A 20331-nucleotide genomic window follows, 5' to 3' on the forward strand; every position below is an offset into this window, starting at 1 on the left:
TGAAGCAAAGCAGCCGCTCAGCCGAATAGGCAAAACGCCGATTATTGCTCAACGAACTGACGAGCTCTCGTTGTTCCGGTGGGATACGGGCTGGGGTGTGCCGTCTTGCCGGCCGGGCTCGGCAGCGAGTGTCCGAGCAGGATACGACGCACGTAGATGATCTGCGTGCCGCTCTCGGCAACCTGGGTGGGCCGAACGGGTGAGCACCGGGTGAGAAACCGGTGCGGGAGCGGCCGCCCGTGTCGGGCCGTGCGCGGAGCGTGGCCGGAAGCCATCTCCCCGAGGCGCTGATACCCTGGTAGCCCGTGGACCGGTGGTCTCGAAGCCCCCGAACCGCACCCTCGAATCGCGACCACGGGAGCCCCCTCTTGGCCATGACGCCCAAATCCACGACGACCAAGCACATCTTCGTCACCGGGGGTGTCGCCTCCTCGCTCGGCAAGGGTCTGACGGCCTCGAGCCTGGGCATGCTGCTCAAGGCGCGGGGTCTGCGGGTCGTGATGCAGAAGCTCGACCCGTATCTGAACGTCGACCCGGGCACGATGAACCCCTTCCAGCACGGTGAGGTCTTCGTCACCAACGACGGCGCCGAGACGGACCTGGACATCGGCCACTACGAGCGCTTCCTCGACCGTGACCTCGACGGATCCGCCAATGTCACCACCGGCCAGGTCTACAACACGGTGATCGCCAAGGAGCGGCGCGGCGAGTACCTGGGCGACACCGTCCAGGTCATCCCGCACATCACCAACGAGATCAAGCACCGCATCCGCCGGATGGCGACGGACGAGGTCGACGTCGTGATCACGGAGGTCGGCGGCACGGTCGGCGACATCGAGTCGCTGCCGTTCCTGGAGACCGTCCGCCAGGTGCGGCACGAGGTCGGCCGGGACAACGTCTTCGTGGTTCACATCTCTCTCCTGCCGTACATCGGTCCCTCGGGCGAGCTGAAGACCAAGCCGACCCAGCACTCGGTCGCGGCCCTTCGGAACATCGGTATTCAGCCAGACGCGATCGTGCTGCGCTGCGACCGCGAGGTACCGACCGCGATCAAGCGCAAGATCTCGCTGATGTGCGACGTCGACGAGGACGCCGTCGTGGCCTGCCCCGACGCCCGCTCGATCTACGACATCCCGAAGACCGTGCACCGGGAGGGCCTGGACGCCTACGTCGTCCGCAAGCTGGACCTGCCGTTCCGCGACGTGGACTGGACGACCTGGGACGACCTGCTCGACCGCGTCCACAACCCCGACCACGAGATCACCCTCGCCCTGGTCGGCAAGTACATCGACCTGCCGGACGCCTATCTCTCGGTCACCGAGGCGCTGCGCGCCGGCGGCTTCGCCAACAAGGCTCGCGTGAAGATCAAGTGGGTCACCTCCGACGACTGCAAGACCCCGGCCGGAGCCAAGGCGCAGCTCGCCGACGTGGACGGCATCTGCATCCCGGGCGGCTTCGGCGACCGCGGTGTGCTCGGCAAGGTCGGCGCGATCCGCTACGCCCGCGAGAACAGGATCCCGCTGCTCGGCCTCTGCCTCGGCCTGCAGTGCATCGTGATCGAGGCGGCGCGCAGCCTGGCCGACATCGCCGACGCCAACTCCACCGAGTTCGACCCCGCCACCGCCCACCCGGTGATCTCCACCATGGCCGAGCAGCTCGACATCGTGGCCGGCGAGGGCGACATGGGCGGCACGATGCGACTGGGCATGTACCCGGCCAAGCTGGCCGAGGGCTCCATCGTCCGTGAGGTGTACGACGGCAAGGAGTACGTCGAGGAGCGGCACCGGCACCGGTACGAGGTCAACAACGCCTACCGGGCCGAGCTCGAGAAGAAGGCGGGCATCCAGTTCTCCGGCACCTCCCCGGACGGCAAGCTGGTCGAATACGTCGAGTACCCCCGTGACGTCCACCCCTATCTGGTCGCCACCCAGGCCCACCCCGAGCTGCGCTCGCGGCCGACGCGCCCGCACCCGCTGTTCGCCGGTCTGGTGAAGGCGGCGGTCCAGCGGACGGTCGAGGCGAGCAAGGCTTCTGAGTAACACACCAGTTGTACGGTGGCCGGGGTGCATCCCTTCAAAGGTGAGCGCCCCGGCTTCTTTTTTCCGTTTTTATTTGGCCGGTTTTCGTCTTCGGCCGGTTTCGCGGCCGGGCTTCTCCGGCCGGTCTCGTTTTGTGCGTGTGGAAGGACAGGGCATGACGATCAAGGACACCCCCGAGGCGTGGGAGATCCGGGCGAGCGAGACCCCGTTCGTGGGCAACAAGACCTCCGTCCGCACGGACGAGGTGGTCATGCCCGACGGTTCGGTGGTCCGCCGGGACTACCAGGTGCACCCCGGTTCCGTGGCCGTCCTCGCCCTCGACGACGAGGACCGTGTCCTGCTCATCAAGCAGTACCGCCACCCCGTGCTGCACAAGCTCTGGGAGATCCCGGCCGGCCTGCTCGACGTGCCCGGCGAGAACCCGCTGCACGCGGCCCAGCGCGAGCTGTACGAGGAGGCGCACGTCAAGGCCGAGGACTGGCGGGTGCTGACCGACGTGTACCCGACCGCGGGCGGCTGCGACGAGTCCGTACGCGTCTTCCTGGCCCGGAACCTGTCCGAGGCCGACGGGGAGCGCTTCGAGGTCGAGGACGAGGAGGCCGACATGGAGCACGCGCGTGTGCCGGTCGAGGAGCTCGTCCGGGGTGTGCTCGCGGGCGACCTGCACAGCAACTGCCTCGTCGTGGGCGTCCTCTCGTTGATCGCGGCGCGCGGCGGGGCAGGTCTCGACGCGCTGCGCCCGGCGGAGGCGCCCTGGCCGGCGCGGCCGTTCGAGGCGTGAGGCCGCCGCACCCCTGCCCGGTGTGACCATCGGCTGATCCGATCGGGGGATGTCTCGCTCGTGGCCCGCCGTGCTCCTCCCGGAACGTCGCAGAGCGTGAACTAGGCTCTGGAATCGCCCGATCCGGAGTCCCGGCGGGCTTGCGCGTGCGGTGGGACGGGAGTGTGGCCCGTGACGGATCAGGCAGTGGACACAGGCGGCGCGCAGCTGTCCGGACACGCTGCGACAGAGGGCCATTTCCTGGGCCGTACCCGGGAGTTGAAGGAACTGCGCGCCGACATCGAACGTGCGGGGCTGGACACCATCTCCGGGAAGAAGGCCCCCCGCGCGCGGGTCCTGCTCATCGCCGGCCGGCCCGGCTCCGGCCGTACGGCGCTCGCCGAGGAACTCGTCCGCCAGGTCGCCGACCGCTACCGGGACGGGGTGCTGCGCGCCCGCCTCGCCGAGCCCGACGGCACCCCCGTGCCGGTCGAGCGCGCCGCCCGTGGACTGCTCGCCGCGCTGGACGTGCCGACCCCGCCCGGCGCCGACGAGGACGACCTGGCGGCCATCCTGCGCGAGGCCCTCGCCGAGCGGCGCGTGCTGCTCCTGCTCGACGACGCGGCCGGTGCCGAACAGGTCGACGCGCTGCTCCCCGACACCCCCGAGTGCCTGCTCGTCGCCGTCTCCGCCGGACCGCTCACCGGCATCGCGGACGTCCGCCCCTGCACCCTGGGCGGCCTGGACACCAAGTCCGCCCTCGAGCTGCTGACCCGGTACACCGGCTCGGTCCGCGTCACCGTCGACCCACTCTCCGCCGAGGGCCTGGTGGAGGCCTGCCAGGGCCAGCCCGCCGCGCTGAACCTGGCCGGCGGCTGGCTCGCCGCCCGCCCGAAGGCGGCCGTCGCCGACCTCGCCAAGCAACTCCACGCGGAGGGCGACGAGGGCACCCCGCTCAGCCGCATCTTCCGGCTCGTGCACGCCGCCCTGCCCGCCCCGGCCGCCCGGATACTGCGACTGCTCTGTCTCGCCCCGGCCGGCCTCGCCGACCCGCACACCGCCTCCGCGCTGGCCGGCTGCTCGGTGGGCGCCGCCCGCACCACCCTGGACGACCTCACCGCCATCGGCCTGCTGCGGGCCGTGGACTCCCCGCTGCCCCAGTACGAGGTGCCGGGCTGCCTGTACCCGCTGCTGCGCGCCGCCGCCGAGACCCACGACCGCCCGGCCGAGCTCCAGCTGGCCCGCGCCCGCATGCTGGAGCGGACGGTACGGCTGCTGCAGTCCTGCCGGGCCATCACCGAGACCGACAACCCCCAGGCCCGCGAGAAGCTCCAGGGCATGCCCCGCGCCCTGCGCTTCCCCACCCCGCGCGCGGCCGCCGAGTGGCTGAGCGTCCGCCGCCCGGCCCTGCTCGCCTCGGCCCGGCTCGCGGTCGCCGACGGGGAGCTGGACACCCTCGCCCGCCGTCTGATGTCCCAGCTGGTCAGGGCGATGGTCGCGCACTTCGGCACCCAGGCGGCGGCGCCCGACCTGTACGGCGTCCATCAGCTCGTGCTGGACGTGGCCGAGCGCCGCGGGCTGCCCCGGGAGAAGGCCGCCGCCCTGCTGAACCTCGCCGACGTGGACGCCCGGACCGGCCGCACGGCGGCGGCGCTGGTGCGCTACCGGGCCGCCCTGGACGCCGGACGCGAGGCGAACGACCCCTACGCGATCGGCCGCGCGATGGAATCCGTAGGCGGCGCCCACCTGGAGCTCGGGGACTACGACCGGGCCGCCGACTGGTACGGCCGGGCCCTCGCCCAGCGGCAGGCACGGGACGAGCGCACGGACGCCGCCCGCCTCTACGGCCGCATCGCCACCGCGCACACCTACGCGGGCCGCTACGGCGAGGCGCAGCGGGCCTGGCGGGCCGCGGTCTCCGGGCACCGCAAGAACGGCGATGTCGGCGCGCACGCACGGGCGTTGAGCGAGCTGGCCAGGGTCCAGGAGTACGCGGGCCGCCCCGCGGAATCGCTGCGTACCTGTCAGGAGGCCGTGGAGTGGGCCAGGCGCGCCGAGGACACGCGTCTGCAGGCCGCGGTGCAGCTGAGGCTGGCCGACACCCTGGAGCGCCTCGGGGACCCGACGGCGGCCCGTCTGCACCGGGGCGCGGCCGAGCGCATCCTGGGAGAGGAGCTCCCGGACCGCGATCCAGAGCCAGAAAGGCCGGAACACGGCGCTAACACCTGCGAAATCCGTAGTACATCTGCTGAAGATTGATGCAATGAAAGGCTAGACAGAGGGAACGCCTTCATTAGACTGGCTCTGCCGCACCTTCTCCTGCGGTGTATCCCGGTGCGCCCTGTACCTCCGGGAATGTCTTCTGCTGTGCCCCCACACCCCCTGAGCCAAGGACCGTGATCGACGTGAAGGTCGGCATCCCCCGCGAGGTCAAGAACAACGAGTTCCGGGTGGCCATCACCCCCGCCGGTGTGCACGAACTCGTGCGCCACGGGCACCAGGTCGTCGTCGAACGCAACGCCGGTGTCGGCTCGTCGATCACGGACGAGGAGTACGTGGCCGCCGGCGCGCGGATCCTCGAGACCGCCGACGAGGTGTGGGCCACCGCCGACCTGCTGCTGAAGGTCAAGGAGCCCATCGCGGAGGAGTGCCACCGCCTCCGCAAGGACCAGACGCTCTTCACCTACCTGCACCTGGCCGCCTCCAAGGAGTGCACGGACGCCCTCGTCGAGTCCGGCACCACGGCGATCGCCTACGAGACCGTCGAGCTGCCGAGCCGCGCGCTGCCGCTGCTCGCCCCGATGTCCGAGGTCGCGGGCCGGCTGGCCCCCCAGGTCGGCGCCTACCACCTGATGCGCGCCAACGGCGGCCGCGGTGTGCTGCCCGGCGGTGTCCCGGGCGTGCTGGCCGCCAAGGCGGTCGTCATCGGCGGCGGTGTGTCCGGCTGGAACGCGGCGCAGATCGCCATCGGCATGGGCTTCCACGTGACGCTGCTCGACCGCGACATCAACAAGCTCAAGGAGGCCGACAAGATCTTCGGTACGAAGATCCAGACCGTCGTCTCCAACGCCTTCGAGCTGGAGAAGGCCTGCCTCGAGGCGGACCTCGTCATCGGCGCCGTCCTCATCCCGGGCGCCAAGGCCCCGAAGCTGGTCACCAACGAGCTGGTGTCCAGGATGAAGCCCGGAAGTGTCCTTGTCGACATCGCGATCGACCAGGGCGGCTGCTTCGAGGACTCCCGTCCGACCACCCACGCGGAGCCGACCTTCCCGGTCCACAACTCGGTCTTCTACTGCGTCGCCAACATGCCCGGCGCGGTCCCCAACACCTCGACCTACGCGCTCACCAACGCCACGCTGCCCTACATCGTCGAACTCGCCGACCGGGGCTGGGTGGAGGCGCTGCGCCGGGACCCCGCCCTGGCCAAGGGGCTCAACACCCATGACGGCAAGGTCGTTTACCGCGAGGTCGCGCAGGCGCACGGCCTGGAGCACGTGGAGCTGGAGTCCCTGCTCGGCTGACCGCCGGCGGCCTCTCGTCGAGCCGTTTTGCCCGGCCTGCGGGCCAAGTCGGCAGAAGGCAAAAGGCGATACGTCAACAGAGGTCGTCAACCTCGCGCGCCCGGCCGGACCTTGCCCGACAAGGTCCGGCCGGATGTGTGTATGGTCACTTTGCGGCTCTCGGCCAACTCGCCTCGAACGTAACCCTTCGACCGATTCGCACACCGGTGAAACCTGCCGTGCGACGGCCGTACGCCCTTGACAGCGGGATGTTTCATTGCCGACACATCGGGCCGGGTCCGGCGGATTGTGTTGCTGCGGACGCCCGACACGCCATAGAGTCGCCAACCGTCGGCATGGTGCCACGCTGACCTTGTCTAGAAGTTTCCTGGTCACCAAGGAGGTAAGACGACTTGTGAATGAGTCGACATTTGCTCCCGGGGGTGGTCAACCAGGAATGCCGTTGCGGGACCCGGGTCCCGTGGGGCTCGAGGCTGTCGGCTCCGTCGCTGTCCGAACCTTCGCAGCCCACCAGAGCCAGAGCAGCCCCCATATGGCTCTGTCAGCACACCAGAGCATGGATGGCCATCACGTGAACGCCATGGCCGGCGACGGAAGTGGCGCGCCCCACAACCACTTCGCCGACTACGACGAACTGCCCGACGGGCACTTCTACGACCCCGATGCCGAGTACGAGCCGGATCCGGAGTACGCGGCCACGCTCGCGCCCGACGCGGCCCGACAGCGCCGTGAGCGCGTCGGTCCGACCGGACGCCCGCTGCCGTACTTCCCGATCCCGGGCCCGCTGACCCATCACGGCCCCGCGACGATCATCGCGATGTGCAACCAGAAGGGCGGCGTCGGCAAGACGACGTCGACCATCAACCTGGGTGCCGCGCTCGCGGAGTACGGACGACGCGTGCTGCTCGTGGACTTCGACCCGCAGGGCGCGCTGTCGGTCGGTCTCGGCGTCAATCCGATGGAGCTCGACCTCACCGTCTACAACCTGCTCATGGAGCGGGGCATGGCGGCGGACGAGGTGCTCCTGAAGACCGCGGTCCCCAACATGGACCTGCTGCCCAGCAACATCGACCTGTCGGCCGCCGAGGTCCAGCTGGTCTCCGAGGTCGCGCGCGAGTCCACGCTCCAGCGTGCGCTCAAGCCGCTGATGGACGACTACGACTACATCGTCATCGACTGTCAGCCCTCGCTCGGCCTGCTCACCGTCAACGCCCTCACGGCCGCCCACAAGGTGATCGTGCCGCTGGAGTGCGAGTTCTTCGCCCTCCGAGGTGTGGCGCTGCTGACCGAGACCATCGAGAAGGTCCAGGAGCGGCTCAACCCGGATCTGGAGCTCGACGGGATCCTCGCCACGATGTACGACTCGCGCACCGTGCACAGCCGCGAGGTGCTCGCGCGGGTGGTCGAGGCGTTCGACGACCACGTCTACCACACGGTCATCGGGCGCACGGTCCGCTTCCCGGAGACCACGGTCGCCGGTGAGCCGATCACCACGTACGCCTCCAACTCCGTCGGCGCGGCCGCCTACCGTCAGCTCGCCAGGGAGGTGCTCGCCCGGTGTCACGCCGAGTGAGTCTGCCGGGGGCCGACGAACTCTTCCGTACGACAGGGGGAATGGCGCTTCAGCCGTCCGCGCCCCGGCGCTCCGCCAACGGTGAGGCCCGGGTGCCCGGGCCGGCCGGTGAGAGCGACGGGGTGGCGGCCGGCGGCGCGGAGGACGCGCCGCAGTCCGTGCCCGCGCAGGGCGGCGACGGCGAGGGCGCCGAGCATGCGGCGGCCGACGCCGGACAACCCGGCACCAGGGGCGCCACCGGAGAGCGCGCGGAGCGACGTCCGGACGCGCAGGAAGGTTCTGTCTCCGCCGACGGCCAGTCCCGCAAGCGTGGACGGCAGGCGGCCCGCCGGCCCAGCGGCCGGGAACGGCACGACGAGAAGATCACCGTCTATGTCTCCGCCGAGGAGCTCATGGACCTGGAGCACGCCCGGCTGGTGCTCCGCGGCGAACACGGTCTGGCCGTGGACCGGGGGCGCATCGTCCGCGAGGCGGTCGCCGTGGTCCTCGCCGACCTGGAGAGCCGCGGGGACGCGAGCATCCTCGTACGACGGCTGCGCGGGCGGTAGCGGTAGCCTGCGGGGGCCATGACCTCGAACGACGTTCCCGCCCCCGCATCTGCCTCCGGCGGCGCAGCCGGCGGCCGCAGGCGTGCGCTGGGACGAGGTCCGGGAGCGGCGCCGCCCGAGCCGGTCGTTTCGCCTCCGCCGCCCGAGGCGGTGCCGTCCACAGCCGAGCCCCCGGAACCCCCAGCGCCCCTGGCGCCACCGGAACCCCTGGCAGCCCCGGCGCCCCCTGAACCCCCGGAACCTTCCGACGGGGTCTTCAAGGTTCGGCTCGCCAACTTCGAGGGGCCCTTCGATCTGCTGCTCCAGCTGATCTCCAAGCACAAGCTGGACGTCACCGAGGTCGCGCTGTCGAAGGTCACCGACGAGTTCATGGTGCACATCCGGGCGATGGGGCCCGACTGGGACCTGGACCAGACGACCGAGTTCCTGGTCGTGGCCGCCACGCTGCTCGATCTCAAGGCGGCCCGGCTGCTGCCCACCGCCGAGGTCGAGGACGAGGCCGACCTGGCGCTGCTGGAGGCCCGCGACCTGCTGTTCGCCCGGCTGCTCCAGTACCGGGCCTACAAGCAGATCGCCGACATCTTCACGCACCGCCTGGAGAGCGAGGCCCGCCGCTACCCCCGCACCGTCGGTCTCGAACCGCACCACGCCGAGCTGCTGCCCGAGGTGGTCATCAGCATCGGCCTGGAGGGGTTCGCGAAGCTCGCGGTCAAGGCGATGCAGCCCAGGGCGAAGCCGCAGGTGTACGTCGACCACATCCACGCGCCGCTGGTGAGCGTGCAGGAGCAGGCGGGGATCGTCGTCGCACGGCTCAGGGAGCTCGGCGAGGCCAGCTTCCGGACGCTGGTGGACGACACCGACGACACCCTCACCGTCGTGGCCCGGTTCCTCGCCCTGCTGGAGCTGTACCGGGAGAAGGCCGTCGCCCTGGACCAGGAGACCGCGCTCGGCGAGCTGCTGGTGCGCTGGACCGGCGGGGACACGGACGCGCAGCCCCTGGTCACGGACGAGTTCGACCGGCCGCCCGAGGAGCCCGAGAAGGACGCGAAGGAGACGGAGAAGTGAGCAGCGAGGAGACCGTCGCCGCACTGGATCTCAAGCCGGCCCTGGAGGCCGTCCTGATGGTCGTCGACGAGCCCGCGACCGAGGAGCACCTCGCGAAGATCCTCCAGCGGCCCCGGCGAAAGGTCGCGGACGCGCTGCGCGAGCTGGCCGACGAGTACACCGTGCAGGGCCGCGGCTTCGAGCTCAGGCTCGTCGCAGGCGGCTGGCGGTTCTACACCCGGCCCGAGTACGCGGCGGCCGTCGAGGGCTTCGTCCTGGACGGCCAGCAGGCGCGTCTCACGCAGGCCGCGCTGGAGACGCTGGCGGTCGTCGCGTACCGTCGGCCGGTCAGCCGCAGCAGGGTCTCCGCGGTGCGCGGAGTGAACTGCGACGGTGTGATGCGCACCCTCCTGCAGCGCGGTCTGGTCGAGGAGGCGGGCGCGGAACCCGAAACAGGTGCGATCCTGTACACGACGACGAACTACTTTCTGGAGCGGATGGGCCTGCGCGGCCTGGACGAGCTCCCGGAGCTCGCGCCCTTCCTCCCCGAGGCGGAGGCGATCGAGGCCGAGACGCTGGAAGGGGTCCCGTCGTTCGATCCGGACGCTCCGGATTCCGAGGACGCAGACGACAAGACGGAACTTTGATGCGAAGCAGCAGCGGCAGGAACAGCAGCGGAAACAACGGCGGGAGCCGTGGTGGCAACAGCGGCGGCCGCGGCGGGAGCAGCGGGGGCCGCGGTAATCCCCGTGGCGCCGGTGGCAACCGCGACGACAAGAAGGGCGGCCGGCCGAGCAAGCCCCGCCCCGAGGAGCGCCGCTACGACGTGGGCCCCGGCGCCTCCCCGGAAGGCCCCAAGTCCGGGCGCGGCGCTTCGGCGCGCGGCGGCGCCAAGGGCCGCCCGAAGCAGTCCCCGGGCACCGGACGGGGGCGTTGGGCGCCCGCGACCTCCCGTGAGTACGACGCCCGGGCCGAGGAGCGCAACCGCGAGCGGTACGCGGGCAAGAAGGACGTCAAACTGCCCAAGACCTTCCCCGGCGCCGAGCAGGAGGGCGAGCGGCTGCAGAAGATCCTGGCGCGCGCCGGCTACGGCTCCCGGCGGGCCTGCGAGGAGCTGATCGAGCAGGCGCGGGTCGAGGTCAACGGCGAGATCGTCCTGGAGCAGGGCAAGCGGGTCGACCCGGAGAACGACGAGGTCAAGGTCGACGGCCTGACGGTCGCCACCCAGTCCTACCAGTTCTTCTCGCTGAACAAGCCGGCCGGCGTCGTCTCCACGATGGAGGACAACGAGGGCCGACAGTGCCTCGGCGACTACGTGACCAACCGCGAGACGCGGCTGTTCCACGTCGGTCGGCTCGACACCGAGACCGAGGGCGTCATCCTGCTCACCAACCACGGCGAGCTGGCCCACCGGCTGACCCACCCGAAGTACGGCGTGAAGAAGGTCTACCTCGCGCACATCGTCGGCCCGATCCCGCGCGACCTGGGCAAGAAGCTCAAGGACGGCATCCAGCTGGAGGACGGCTACGCGCGCGCGGACCACTTCCGGGTCGTCGAGCAGACCGGCAAGAACTACCTGGTCGAGGTGACCCTGCACGAGGGGCGCAAGCACATCGTGCGCCGGATGCTGGCGGAGGCCGGCTTCCCGGTCGACAAGCTGGTGCGCGTCTCCTTCGGGCCGATCACCCTGGGCGACCAGAAGTCGGGCTGGCTGCGACGGCTGTCCAACACCGAGGTCGGCATGCTGATGCAGGAAGTCGACCTCTAGGCGAAGTCGACCTCTGGTCGGCCTCTAAAGGGCTCTTCAAGTGCTCGCTGAGCACTTGTGCGTGAGCACACCCCCTTTTTATAGTCGTCCTGACTATTAAAGAGGGGGTGTTCGCCATGCAGGGCCACGGAGCCGGCTACGACAAGTACGCCCACGAGCCCTTCGCCGTCACCGTCGACCTCGCCGTCCTCACGCTGCGCGCGGGCCTCCTGCATGTGCTGCTCGTCGAGCGCGGCCAGGAGCCGTACGCCGGACGGTGGGCGCTGCCCGGGGGCTTTGTGCTGCCGGACGAGTCCGCGGAGACGGCGGCCCGGCGCGAACTCGCCGAGGAGACCGGCCTGAAGGACGTCTCCGGGCTGCATCTGGAGCAGTTGCGCACCTACAGCGAGCCCGGTCGCGACCCCCGGATGCGTGTCGTGTCGGTCGCCTTCGCCGCCCTGCTGCCCGACGCGCCCGAGCCGATGAGCGGCGGCGACGCGACGCAGGCGCGCTGGATGCCGTACGAGGACGTCGAGCCGCTCGCCTTCGACCACGACCGGATCCTGGCCGACGCCCACGACCGGGTCGGCGGCAAACTCGAGTACACCTGCCTCGCCACCGCCTTCTGCCCGCCCGAGTTCACCCTCGGGGAACTCCAGCAGGTCTACGAGACGGTGTGGGGGACGGGTCTGGACCGCCCCAACTTCCGTCGCAAGGTGCTCGCCACCCCGGGCTTCGTGGAGCCCGTCCCGGGGGCCGCACGGCTGACCGGAGGCCGCGGCAAGCCCGCCGCCCTCTACCGCGCGGGCGCCGCCGCCGCGCTCCACCCGCCCCTGCTGCGACCGCCCCGGGAAGGACGATCCGCATGACCACCTCGACCACAGTCCGCAAGCGCGCCACCGGCTCCCTGCTGGGCCTCGCCCTGGGCGACGCCCTCGGGTTCCCGACGGAGTTCAACGACGTCCCGTCGATCATCGCCAAGTGCGGGCCGTGGCGGGAGATGGAACTGCCCCAGCGCGCCTTCGTCTCCGACGACACCCAGATGACCCTCGCGGTGGGACGGGCCCTGCGCACCGCCATGGACCGGGGGCTGCTCATGCCGTCGGGGGTGGAGCGGCCGCTGCGCGCGGAGTTCGTGGCCTGGAACCGGTCCCCGGACAACAACCGGGCGCCGGGGAACACCTGCCTGACCGCCTGCGCGCTGCTGGAGGACGACAAGCGTCTGTGGCAGGACGCCAGCCAGATCGGCTCCAAGGGCTGTGGCGCCAACATGCGGGTCGCGCCCCTCGGACTCGCCCCCGGGCTCAGCGAAGAGCAGCGCGCCGGCGGCGCCCAGCTCCAGGCCGGTCTCACCCACGGCCATCCCACCGCGCTCGCCGCCTCCGACCTCACCGCCCACGCCGTACGGCTGCTCGCGCACGGCGCGGCCCCGTCCGCGCTGATCGGGCTGCTGCGCTCGTACGCCGTCGAGAACCGCACCCGCTACTACCACCGCTGGCTCGGCGACCTGTGGACCCGCAGCCAGGACGCCGGTCCGGAGCAGTTCATCGCGCGCGGCTGGGACGAGTGCCTGGGCATGCTGGACCGGCTTCAGGAGGCCCTGCGCGACCCCTCGCCCGAGACCGACCCGTGCCTGGCCACGGGGGAGGGGTGGATCGCCGAGGAGGCCATGGCCACCGGTCTGCTGTGCTTCCTGCTCTTCCCCGACGAGCCGGTGACCGTGCTGCGCCGGGCCGCCTGCACCTCCGGGGACTCCGACTCCATCGCCTGTCTGGCGGGCGCCTTCGCGGGCGCGTACGCCGGGGCGGACGCCTGGCCGAGGGCGTGGGCGGACCGGATCGAGTACCAGGGGGAGCTGGTGACGCTCGGGGCGCTCTGGGACCAGTGACCCCCCGGGACGCCGGCCTGCCGCTCAGGTCAGCTTGATCGCGCCGCCCTCGACCGTGATCTGCTCGGCGGGCAGCGGCCTGGGCGCCGGGCCGCCGGCCACCGAGCCGTCGGCGATGCGAAACTCGCTCTTGTGACAGGGGCAGTGGATGATGCCGTCGGAGACGCTGCCGACCAGGCAGCTCTGATGGGTGCAGACCGCGGAGAACGCCTTGAAGTCGTCCTTCGTCGGCTGGGTGACGACGACCTTCTCGTCGGCGAAGATCTTGCCGCCGCCGACGGGGATGTCGGTCGTCTTGGCCAGTTCCTGACCGGCGGCGGCGCCCGACGTCTTCTCGGACGAGGACGAACTGTTGTTCTCGTCGCCGTAGTTGCTGCAGCCCACCGAGAGCGCAGCCGCCGCGCCGCCCGTCGCCAGGAGAACCGTGCGTCGTGTAGCGGGGGAAGTCATGTCGTCACTCCGAACGTGCGGAAGAACCAGAGGGCCGAGGTCAGCCAGATGATCGTGAGCGCGGCGAAGACGAGTCCGCCGACGATCGGCAGCAGCCATCCCGGGAGTCGCTCCCAGCGGAGCAGCAGCATCTTTGCACTGAAGGCGCCGAAGAAGAAGCAACCCAGGACGGAGTGCCACAGAACGCGCGATTCATATGTCTGATAGCCAAGCGCGTAGAGGCAGTGCACCGCAACCGGGACCGCGATCAGAAAGGCCACGCGGCCCGACCAGCGGTGCAGGGTGCCGGACCAGGGCGGCCCCGGCAGCTTCCCGTACAGCATCGACGCCGAGACGATCTGGACCAGCGCGAAGAACATCGCGGCCGTCGCCAGCCATGACTTCACCGCGCCGGTGCTGCTGAACCCGGCCAGGTTGAAGGCCGTCCCGGCCGGATCGTGGACCTTGCCGTACACGCCCAGGGCGACCGCCACCGCGGCGGCGACCAGCGCCGGGATCAGGTAGCGGGCCGGGTTCGGGGGGCGCTCGGAGGGCTCGGGGGCGGGGAAGTCCTGGGTGGCGGCGTTCGGATCGGCGGTCATGATGCTCCCTGCTCGACGGGGCGCTCGAAGGGGTCAGGGGGTTACGGGGAGTGCCGTGAGCTGCTCGCCGTCGATCGTCACCGCTCCGGTCTCCGGGTCGATGCGGGGCGCGGCGGAGGGCTTGCCGTCACGGGTGACGATGCCGACCTGGCTGCCGTCCTTCAGGACGATCCAGCCGCCGTCGATGCTCGTGGAGGCCACGGTGGCCGTCGCCCGGTAGAGCCCGGCCGGCTTCTTCGCGTTCTCCGCGGTGAAGGTGTAGTGCCCGCCGCCGACGTCGACCGTGCCGTCGATCTGCCTGCCGTCCTGGAGCGTGCCGTCCAGCTTCGCGCCGTTCTTCCCGGTGAGCATCATCGTGCCGTCGTCCCGTACCGGACCCCTGAGCCAGGACTCCTTGGTGGCGCCGTCGCAGAAGTACGCGACCGCCTTGCCGTTGCGGACCTTGACGCCGACCGTCGCCGCCTTGTCGTCGGTGTGGCCGGAGTAGTCGGCGTCGAGGACCTGGGCGCGGGTGGGCGTCGGGGTGGGCGTCGGGGTGGGCGCGGCGACGCTGCGGGTGGGGGTCGGGCTCGGTGACTTCTCCTCCTGCGCGGACGAGGCGGTCTTCGTCCCTGTCGTCGCGTTGAGCGTCAGCAGGAACAGGCCGAGCACCAGTCCCGCGAGAAGGGTGAGCAGGGGTCCTGGACGCTTCATGTCGGGCCTTCCCCGATAGCGGGTGTCCTGCCGTCAGACTGACATGAGAGCGCAGCCCGCACCCGTCGTAAAGGGCGTATGGGGGTGTTGGGGGTGTTTCCGTCTCGGCACGCGGGCGGCGCGCACCCGACCGACGCCGCCTGACTAGGCTGGATGCGCCGGGAGCCGTACTTCGGCACATCAGCAGACCAGCACACCAGTACTTCAGCGAGGAGCAGCGCCGTGGCGGTACGAGCGGTCCGGGGAGCCGTCCAACTCGAGCGGGACGAGGCCGGCCACATGGACGAGCAGGTCGGGGCCCTGCTCACCGCCGTCCTGGAGCGGAACGCGCTCAGCGTCGACGACCTGATCAGCATCTGGTTCACGGCCACGCCCGACCTGCACAGCGACTTCCCGGCCGCCGCGGCCCGGGGGCTCGGCATCGTCGACGTGCCGCTGATCTGCGCGCAGGAACTCGAGATCGAGGGCGCCATGCCGAGGGTCGTGCGCATCCTCGCGCACATCGAGTCCGACCGGCCGCGCGCCGAGATCAGCCATGTCTACCTCGGCGCCGCGGCCGCCCTGCGCAAGGACATCGCCCAGTGAGGACCGCGCTCGTCATCGGAACCGGGCTGATCGGCACCTCCGCCGCCCTCGCCCTCGCCCAGCGGGGCGTCGTCGTCCACCTCGTCGACCACGACCCCGAGCAGGCCCGTACGGCGGCCGCGCTCGGCGCCGGCACCGACGACGAGCCCGACGGCCCGGTCGACCTCGCGATCGTCGCCGCCCCGCCCGCCCACGTGGCCGGGGTGCTCGCCGACGCGATGCGCCGGGGGGTGGCCCGCGGCTACCTCGACGTGGCGAGCGTGAAGGGCGGGCCGCGCCGCGAGCTGGAGGCGCTCGGCCTCGACCTGTCGGCGTACATCGGCAGCCATCCCATGTCGGGGCGCGAGAAGTCCGGGCCGCTGGCCGCGACCGGAGACCTCTTCGAGGGCCGGCCCTGGGTGCTGACGCCGACCCGGGACACCGACACCGAGGTCCTGAACCTCGCCCTGGAACTGGTCTCGCACTGCCGGGCCGTCCCGGTGGTCATGGACGCGGACGCCCACGACCGTGCGGTGGCGCTGGTCTCCCACATGCCCCACCTGGTCTCCAGCATGGTCGCGGCGCGCCTGGAGAACGCCGAGGAGGCCGCCGTACGGCTGTGCGGACAGGGCATCCGGGACGTCACCCGGATCGCCGCCTCCGAGCCCGGGATGTGGATCGACATCCTGTCCGCGAACCCGGGGCCGGTCGCCGACCTGCTCACCGACGTCGCCGCCGACCTGGAGGAGACGGTCCGGGCCCTGCGCGCCCTGCAGTCCTCCGACGACGCCAAGCGCCGCGAGGGCGTCGGCGGCATCCAGGACGTCCTGCGCCGCGGCAACGCGGGCCAGGTCCGCGTCCCGGGCAAGCACGGGGCCGCTCCGCGGGTATACGAGGTCGTCGCCGTGCTGATCGACGACCAGCCGGGGCAGCTGGCCCGTATCTTCGCCGACGCGGGGATGGCGGGCGTCAACATCGAGGATGTGCGGATCGAGCATGCGACGGGGCAGCAGGCGGGGCTGGTGCAGTTGATGGTCGAGCCGAAGTCCGCGGTTCTGTTGTCCTCGGCGTTGCATGAGCGAGGGTGGGCGCTGCGGCAGTAGGGCACCCGGCGTCGGTGCGGGCGTTGCTGGGGGCTGCTGCCCCCGGGCCCCCGCTTCGGCCCTGAACGGGCCTCGTCCTCAAACGCCGGACGGGCTGGGTGGTGCGGACCTCGGCCGAGAAGCCTCGCGCGGGCTAGGTGGTGCGGACCGTGGCCGAGAAGCCTCGTGCGGGCTGGGTGGTGCGGACCTCGGCCGAAAGGGTGAGCCGTGGCCGGTAACCTTGTGTGGGGCACCATCGCGGCCCCGCACATCCACCGCCTCGCACCAGGAAGGTGTCCCCCCGTGGAAAACGGCGCCGCCCAGCCCGTGATTGTCGCCATCGACGGTCCCTCCGGCACGGGCAAGTCGAGCACGTCCAAGGCCGTGGCCGGCCGGCTCGGGCTGAGCTACCTGGACACCGGCGCCCAGTACCGGGCGATCACCTGGTGGATGGTGAGCAACGGGATCGACATCGAGGACCCCTCGGCGATCGCCGCCGTAGTCGGCAAGCCCGAGATCCTCTCCGGCACCGACCCGGCCGCCCCGACGATCACGGTCGACGGCGTCGACGTGGCCGGTCCGATCCGCACCCAGGACGTCACCTCCAAGGTCAGCGCGGTGAGCGCGGTACCGGAGGTGCGGGCCCGGATCACCGAGCTGCAGCGCTCGCTGGCCGCCTCCGCCGAGCGGGGGATCGTCGTCGAGGGCCGTGACATCGGCACGACCGTGCTGCCGGACGCCGACCTGAAGATCTTCCTCACCGCCTCCCCGGAGGCCCGCGCCGCCCGCCGCAGCGGTGAGCTGAAGGGCGCCGACGTGCACAGCACCCGCGAGGCGCTGATCAAGCGGGACGCCGCCGACTCCTCCCGCAAGACCTCCCCGCTCGCCAAGGCGGACGACGCCGTCGAGGTGGACACCACCGAGCTCACGCTGGCCCAGGTCATCGAGTGCGTCGTCACCCTCGTCGAGGAGAAGCGGGCCGCGAAGTGAGTACTGATTCCGTTTCCCTGCCCACGCAGAGAGGCGCCGAGATCGGGCGGCGCATCGGCGTCGGCCTGATGTACGGGCTGTGGCGGCCGCGTGTGCTGGGCGCCTGGAAGGTGCCCGCGAGCGGCCCGCTGATCTTCGCCGTCAACCACTCCCACAACATCGACGGCCCGATGGTCATCGGCGTGGCGCCCCGCGCTTCGCACTTCCTGGTCAAGAAAGAGGCCTTCATCGGCCCGATCGGCTCGTTCATGACCCACACGGGCCAGATCAAGGTCGACCGGGACACCACCGACCGCACGGCCATCACCCGGGCGCTGGGCGTCCTGGAGAACGGCGGGGTGCTAGGGATCTTCCCCGAGGGCACCCGGGGCGACGGCGACTTCGCCGCCCTGCGCGCGGGGCTCGCCTACTTCGCGGTGCGCAGCGGGGCGCCGATCGTGCCCGTCGCCGTGCTGGGAAGCACCGAGCGGCGCGGACGGTTGATCAAGGCGCTGCCTCCGCTGCGCTCGCGCGTCGACGTCGTCTTCGGCGAGCCGTTCGACGCGGGCGACGGCAGCGGACGGCGCACCCGCAAGGCGCTGGACGAGGCGACCGAACGCATCCAGAAACAGCTGGCCGCCCACCTGGAAAACGCCAGGCGCCTGACCGGGCGCTGAGCGACACTGAATACCGAGTAGTGGATCAACCCGAACAAAACGGCTGCTCCACCGATCACCACGAATGAACGACGAGGTACGGACTTCATGAACGACCACACCCAGCCCGACGGCTCGGACGGCTTCGAGCACGATCACGGGGCGCTCGGTGACACCGAGTACGCGGAGTTCATGGAGCTCGCCGCCGTCGAGGGCTTCGACATCGAGGACGTCGAGGGCGCCATCGAGGAGGCCGGTCACGGCCCGCTGCCCGTGCTCGCCGTCATCGGCCGCCCGAACGTCGGCAAGTCGACCCTGGTGAACCGGATCATCGGCCGCCGCGAGGCCGTCGTCGAGGACAAGCCGGGCGTCACCCGCGACCGCGTGACCTACGAGGCCGAGTGGGCGGGCCGCCGCTTCAAGGTCGTCGACACCGGCGGCTGGGAGCAGGACGTCCTCGGCATCGACGCCTCCGTGGCCGCGCAGGCCGAGTACGCGATCGAGGCGGCCGACGCCGTCGTCTTCGTCGTCGACGCCAAGGTCGGCGCGACCGACACCGACGAGGCGGTCGTCCGGCTGCTGCGCAAGGCCGGCAAGCCCGTCGTGCTCGCTGCCAACAAGGTCGACGGCCCGAGCGGCGAGGCCGACGCGGCCTACCTGTGGTCCCTGGGCCTCGGCGAGCCGCACCCCATCTCCGCGCTGCACGGCCGCGGCACCGGCGACATGCTGGACGCCGTCCTGGAGGCGCTGCCGGAGGCCCCCGAGCAGAGCTTCGGCACCGCCGTCGGCGGGCCGCGCCGCATCGCGCTCATCGGCCGCCCGAACGTCGGCAAGTCCTCGCTGCTGAACAAGGTGGCGAACGAGGAGCGGGTCGTCGTCAACGAGGTCGCGGGCACCACCCGCGACCCGGTCGACGAGCTGATCGAACTCGGCGGCGTGACCTGGAAGTTCGTCGACACGGCGGGCATCCGCAAGCGCGTCCACCTCCAGCAGGGCGCCGACTACTACGCCTCGCTGCGCACCGCCGCGGCCGTCGAGAAGGCCGAGGTGGCGGTCATCCTGATCGACGCCTCCGAGTCCATCTCGGTCCAGGACCAGCGCATCGTCACCATGGCCGTCGACGCGGGCCGTGCGCTCGTCATCGCCTACAACAAGTGGGACACCCTCGACGAGGAGCGCCGCTACTACCTGGAGCGGGAGATCGAGACCGAGTTCGCCCAGGTCGCCTGGGCGCCCCGGGTGAACGTCTCCGCACGCACCGGGCGGCACATGGAGAAGCTGGTCCCGGCGATCGAGACCGCCCTGGCCGGCTGGGAGACCCGCGTCCCGACGGGCCGCCTCAACGCCTTCCTCGGCGAGCTGGTCGCGGCCCATCCGCACCCGGTCCGGGGCGGCAAGCAGCCCCGCATCCTCTTCGGCACCCAGGCCGGCACCAAGCCGCCGCGGTTCGTGCTCTTCGCCTCCGGCTTCATCGAGGCGGGCTACCGGCGCTTCATCGAGCGCCGGCTGCGCGAGGAGTTCGGCTTCGACGGCACCCCGATCCACATCTCGGTGCGGGTGCGCGAGAAGCGCGGCGCCAACAAGAAGAAGTGACCGGGCAGAAGTGAACAGGCAGAAGTGACGGCCGCATGGTGGGAGGGCGGTACCCGTGACCACGGGTACCGCCCTCCCACCATGTGCGGACCGGCCGTCCTCGGACTGGTCCGGTCAGAAGGCCCTGCGGGGGGCCGGCGGGAGCGCCGGGATGTGGTGCAGCGCGGTGGGCGTGGGCTGCTGGCCGATCTGTCCGACCCGCTGCCACTGGGACTGCTGTCCCGTCCCGTGCCGCGCGCTCTGCGCCCCCGCGCTGTAGGCGCTGTACGAGCTGCTGAACGATCCCGGGCGGGGTGCCGCGTATGTGCCCGTGCTGTGCGGGATGTTCCCGAAGGCGGTGAACCCCAGTTCGTCCTCGCCGCTGCGGTCACCCGGCAGTGAGCGGAACGTCTTGACGTACTCGGCGTAGAGCGCGTCGTAGATCGGCGTGGCCGATGGGCCGCCCTGGGAGTCCTGAGCCGGTCGCGCGGACGGGATCGACGGGAAGACCGGGCGGCGGGGAACGTCGTAGGTGTGCACGTATGTCCAAACGAGGTTGGACTTCAAGAGATGCGGTCGCACGGCATGCCTTTGGGGGCGCGGGGCTGGGTTTCATGTGCGACCGCAGTCCCCGCCCCGTGCCC

Annotated in this window: 20 protein-coding genes; 16 read left to right on the forward strand and 4 right to left on the reverse strand. The window is 71.1% G+C overall.

Annotated features, from left to right (window positions below; all coding sequences use genetic code 11):
* Positions 1-374 precede the first annotated feature (374 nt).
* From ABZ725_RS33440 to ABZ725_RS33490, 11 genes are all read left to right on the forward strand, one after another.
* Positions 375-2039 (forward strand): CTP synthase, encoded by a 1665-nt coding sequence (locus ABZ725_RS33440; RefSeq protein WP_358806240.1) that lies wholly within the window; start codon positions 375-377, stop codon positions 2037-2039.
* A 154-nt stretch (positions 2040-2193) separates the two neighbouring features.
* Entirely contained in the window at positions 2194-2820 is a 627-nt protein-coding gene (locus ABZ725_RS33445; protein ID WP_358806241.1) for an NUDIX hydrolase, read from the forward strand.
* Between the two features lie 171 nt (positions 2821-2991).
* Positions 2992-5058 (forward strand): tetratricopeptide repeat protein, encoded by a 2067-nt coding sequence (locus ABZ725_RS33450; protein WP_358806242.1) that lies wholly within the window; start codon positions 2992-2994, stop codon positions 5056-5058.
* Between the two features lie 137 nt (positions 5059-5195).
* Entirely contained in the window at positions 5196-6320 is a 1125-nt protein-coding gene (gene ald, locus ABZ725_RS33455) for an alanine dehydrogenase (protein ID WP_358806243.1), read from the forward strand.
* A 436-nt stretch (positions 6321-6756) separates the two neighbouring features.
* Positions 6757-7893, forward strand: a complete 1137-nt coding sequence (locus ABZ725_RS33460) for a ParA family protein (protein WP_351915275.1) — start codon at positions 6757-6759, stop codon at positions 7891-7893.
* Positions 7878-8441: a hypothetical protein gene (locus tag ABZ725_RS33465; protein WP_358806244.1), complete on the forward strand. Its 564-nt coding sequence runs from the start codon at positions 7878-7880 to the stop codon at positions 8439-8441. Before ABZ725_RS33460 ends, ABZ725_RS33465 begins: the two co-directional genes overlap by 16 nt.
* An 18-nt stretch (positions 8442-8459) precedes the next feature.
* The gene (locus ABZ725_RS33470; RefSeq protein WP_358806245.1) at positions 8460-9506 is read left to right on the forward strand and encodes a segregation/condensation protein A; all 1047 of its coding nucleotides are present in this window, start codon (positions 8460-8462) and stop codon (positions 9504-9506) included.
* Between the two features lie 56 nt (positions 9507-9562).
* The gene (gene scpB / locus ABZ725_RS33475) at positions 9563-10132 is read left to right on the forward strand and encodes an SMC-Scp complex subunit ScpB (RefSeq protein WP_351915313.1); all 570 of its coding nucleotides are present in this window, start codon (positions 9563-9565) and stop codon (positions 10130-10132) included.
* Entirely contained in the window at positions 10132-11253 is a 1122-nt protein-coding gene (locus ABZ725_RS33480; protein ID WP_351915269.1) for a pseudouridine synthase, read from the forward strand. The genes scpB and ABZ725_RS33480 overlap by 1 nt, the downstream gene beginning before the upstream one ends.
* 116 nt (positions 11254-11369) lie before the next feature.
* A complete protein-coding gene (locus ABZ725_RS33485; protein ID WP_358806246.1) occupies positions 11370-12101 on the forward strand; it encodes an NUDIX domain-containing protein in 732 nt (243 codons plus the stop codon).
* The gene (locus ABZ725_RS33490) at positions 12098-13120 is read left to right on the forward strand and encodes an ADP-ribosylglycohydrolase family protein (protein ID WP_358806247.1); all 1023 of its coding nucleotides are present in this window, start codon (positions 12098-12100) and stop codon (positions 13118-13120) included. Before ABZ725_RS33485 ends, ABZ725_RS33490 begins: the two co-directional genes overlap by 4 nt.
* Positions 13121-13144: 24 nt before the next feature.
* On the opposite strand, the gene ABZ725_RS33495 is transcribed toward ABZ725_RS33490, so the two are convergent.
* Genes ABZ725_RS33495 through ABZ725_RS33505 form a run of 3 tightly spaced genes read right to left on the reverse strand, consistent with a single transcriptional unit; the run spans position 13145 to position 14844 of the window.
* Positions 13145-13570 carry a Rieske (2Fe-2S) protein gene (locus tag ABZ725_RS33495; protein WP_358806248.1) on the reverse strand — a complete coding sequence of 142 codons (426 nt, stop codon included), beginning with the start codon at positions 13568-13570 and terminating at the stop codon, positions 13145-13147.
* Complete coding sequence (locus tag ABZ725_RS33500; protein ID WP_358806249.1) at positions 13567-14151, reverse strand: DUF6529 family protein; 585 nt, start codon at positions 14149-14151, stop codon at positions 13567-13569. Before ABZ725_RS33500 ends, ABZ725_RS33495 begins: the two co-directional genes overlap by 4 nt.
* Before the next feature lie 33 nt (positions 14152-14184).
* Positions 14185-14844: a hypothetical protein gene (locus ABZ725_RS33505; RefSeq protein WP_358806250.1), complete on the reverse strand. Its 660-nt coding sequence runs from the start codon at positions 14842-14844 to the stop codon at positions 14185-14187.
* 222 nt (positions 14845-15066) lie between these two features.
* Between ABZ725_RS33505 and aroH the strand changes: the two genes are divergently transcribed.
* The 5 genes from aroH (at position 15067) to der (ending at position 19708) form a co-directional block, all read left to right on the forward strand.
* Positions 15067-15429, forward strand: coding sequence for a chorismate mutase (gene aroH / locus ABZ725_RS33510; protein ID WP_358806251.1), 363 nt, complete (start codon positions 15067-15069; stop codon positions 15427-15429).
* The gene (locus ABZ725_RS33515; protein ID WP_358806252.1) at positions 15426-16511 is read left to right on the forward strand and encodes a prephenate dehydrogenase; all 1086 of its coding nucleotides are present in this window, start codon (positions 15426-15428) and stop codon (positions 16509-16511) included. Before aroH ends, ABZ725_RS33515 begins: the two co-directional genes overlap by 4 nt.
* Before the next feature lie 282 nt (positions 16512-16793).
* Positions 16794-17480, forward strand: coding sequence for a (d)CMP kinase (gene cmk, locus ABZ725_RS33520; protein WP_358806253.1), 687 nt, complete (start codon positions 16794-16796; stop codon positions 17478-17480).
* Positions 17438-18136 (forward strand): lysophospholipid acyltransferase family protein, encoded by a 699-nt coding sequence (locus tag ABZ725_RS33525; RefSeq protein ID WP_351915253.1) that lies wholly within the window; start codon positions 17438-17440, stop codon positions 18134-18136. Before cmk ends, ABZ725_RS33525 begins: the two co-directional genes overlap by 43 nt.
* 87 nt (positions 18137-18223) lie before the next feature.
* On the forward strand, positions 18224-19708 hold the full coding sequence (gene der, locus ABZ725_RS33530; RefSeq protein WP_351915251.1) for a ribosome biogenesis GTPase Der: 1485 nt from the start codon (positions 18224-18226) through the stop codon (positions 19706-19708).
* Positions 19709-19822: 114 nt separating this feature from the next.
* Here der and ABZ725_RS33535 read toward each other — a convergent pair whose 3' ends face one another.
* A complete protein-coding gene (locus ABZ725_RS33535; protein WP_358806254.1) occupies positions 19823-20227 on the reverse strand; it encodes a hypothetical protein in 405 nt (134 codons plus the stop codon).
* Positions 20228-20331 lie beyond the last annotated feature (104 nt).

The organism is Streptomyces sp. NPDC006872 (genome assembly GCF_040635845.1).
Lineage (GTDB): Bacteria > Actinomycetota > Actinomycetes > Streptomycetales > Streptomycetaceae > Streptomyces.

Coding starts and splice junctions, on each gene's coding strand:
- ABZ725_RS33500 (WP_358806249.1), bottom strand. CDS start 14,151: ATGACCGCCGATCCGAACGCCGCCACCCAGGACTTCCCCGCCCCCGAG.
- ABZ725_RS33470 (WP_358806245.1), top strand. CDS start 8,460: ATGACCTCGAACGACGTTCCCGCCCCCGCATCTGCCTCCGGCGGCGCA.
- ABZ725_RS33485 (WP_358806246.1), top strand. CDS start 11,370: ATGCAGGGCCACGGAGCCGGCTACGACAAGTACGCCCACGAGCCCTTC.
- ABZ725_RS33445 (WP_358806241.1), top strand. CDS start 2,194: ATGACGATCAAGGACACCCCCGAGGCGTGGGAGATCCGGGCGAGCGAG.
- ABZ725_RS33505 (WP_358806250.1), bottom strand. CDS start 14,844: ATGAAGCGTCCAGGACCCCTGCTCACCCTTCTCGCGGGACTGGTGCTC.
- ABZ725_RS33480 (WP_351915269.1), top strand. CDS start 10,132: ATGCGAAGCAGCAGCGGCAGGAACAGCAGCGGAAACAACGGCGGGAGC.
- ABZ725_RS33495 (WP_358806248.1), bottom strand. CDS start 13,570: ATGACTTCCCCCGCTACACGACGCACGGTTCTCCTGGCGACGGGCGGC.
- der (WP_351915251.1), top strand. CDS start 18,224: ATGAACGACCACACCCAGCCCGACGGCTCGGACGGCTTCGAGCACGAT.
- scpB (WP_351915313.1), top strand. CDS start 9,563: ATGGTCGTCGACGAGCCCGCGACCGAGGAGCACCTCGCGAAGATCCTC.
- ABZ725_RS33440 (WP_358806240.1), top strand. CDS start 375: ATGACGCCCAAATCCACGACGACCAAGCACATCTTCGTCACCGGGGGT.
- ABZ725_RS33460 (WP_351915275.1), top strand. CDS start 6,757: ATGCCGTTGCGGGACCCGGGTCCCGTGGGGCTCGAGGCTGTCGGCTCC.
- ABZ725_RS33490 (WP_358806247.1), top strand. CDS start 12,098: ATGACCACCTCGACCACAGTCCGCAAGCGCGCCACCGGCTCCCTGCTG.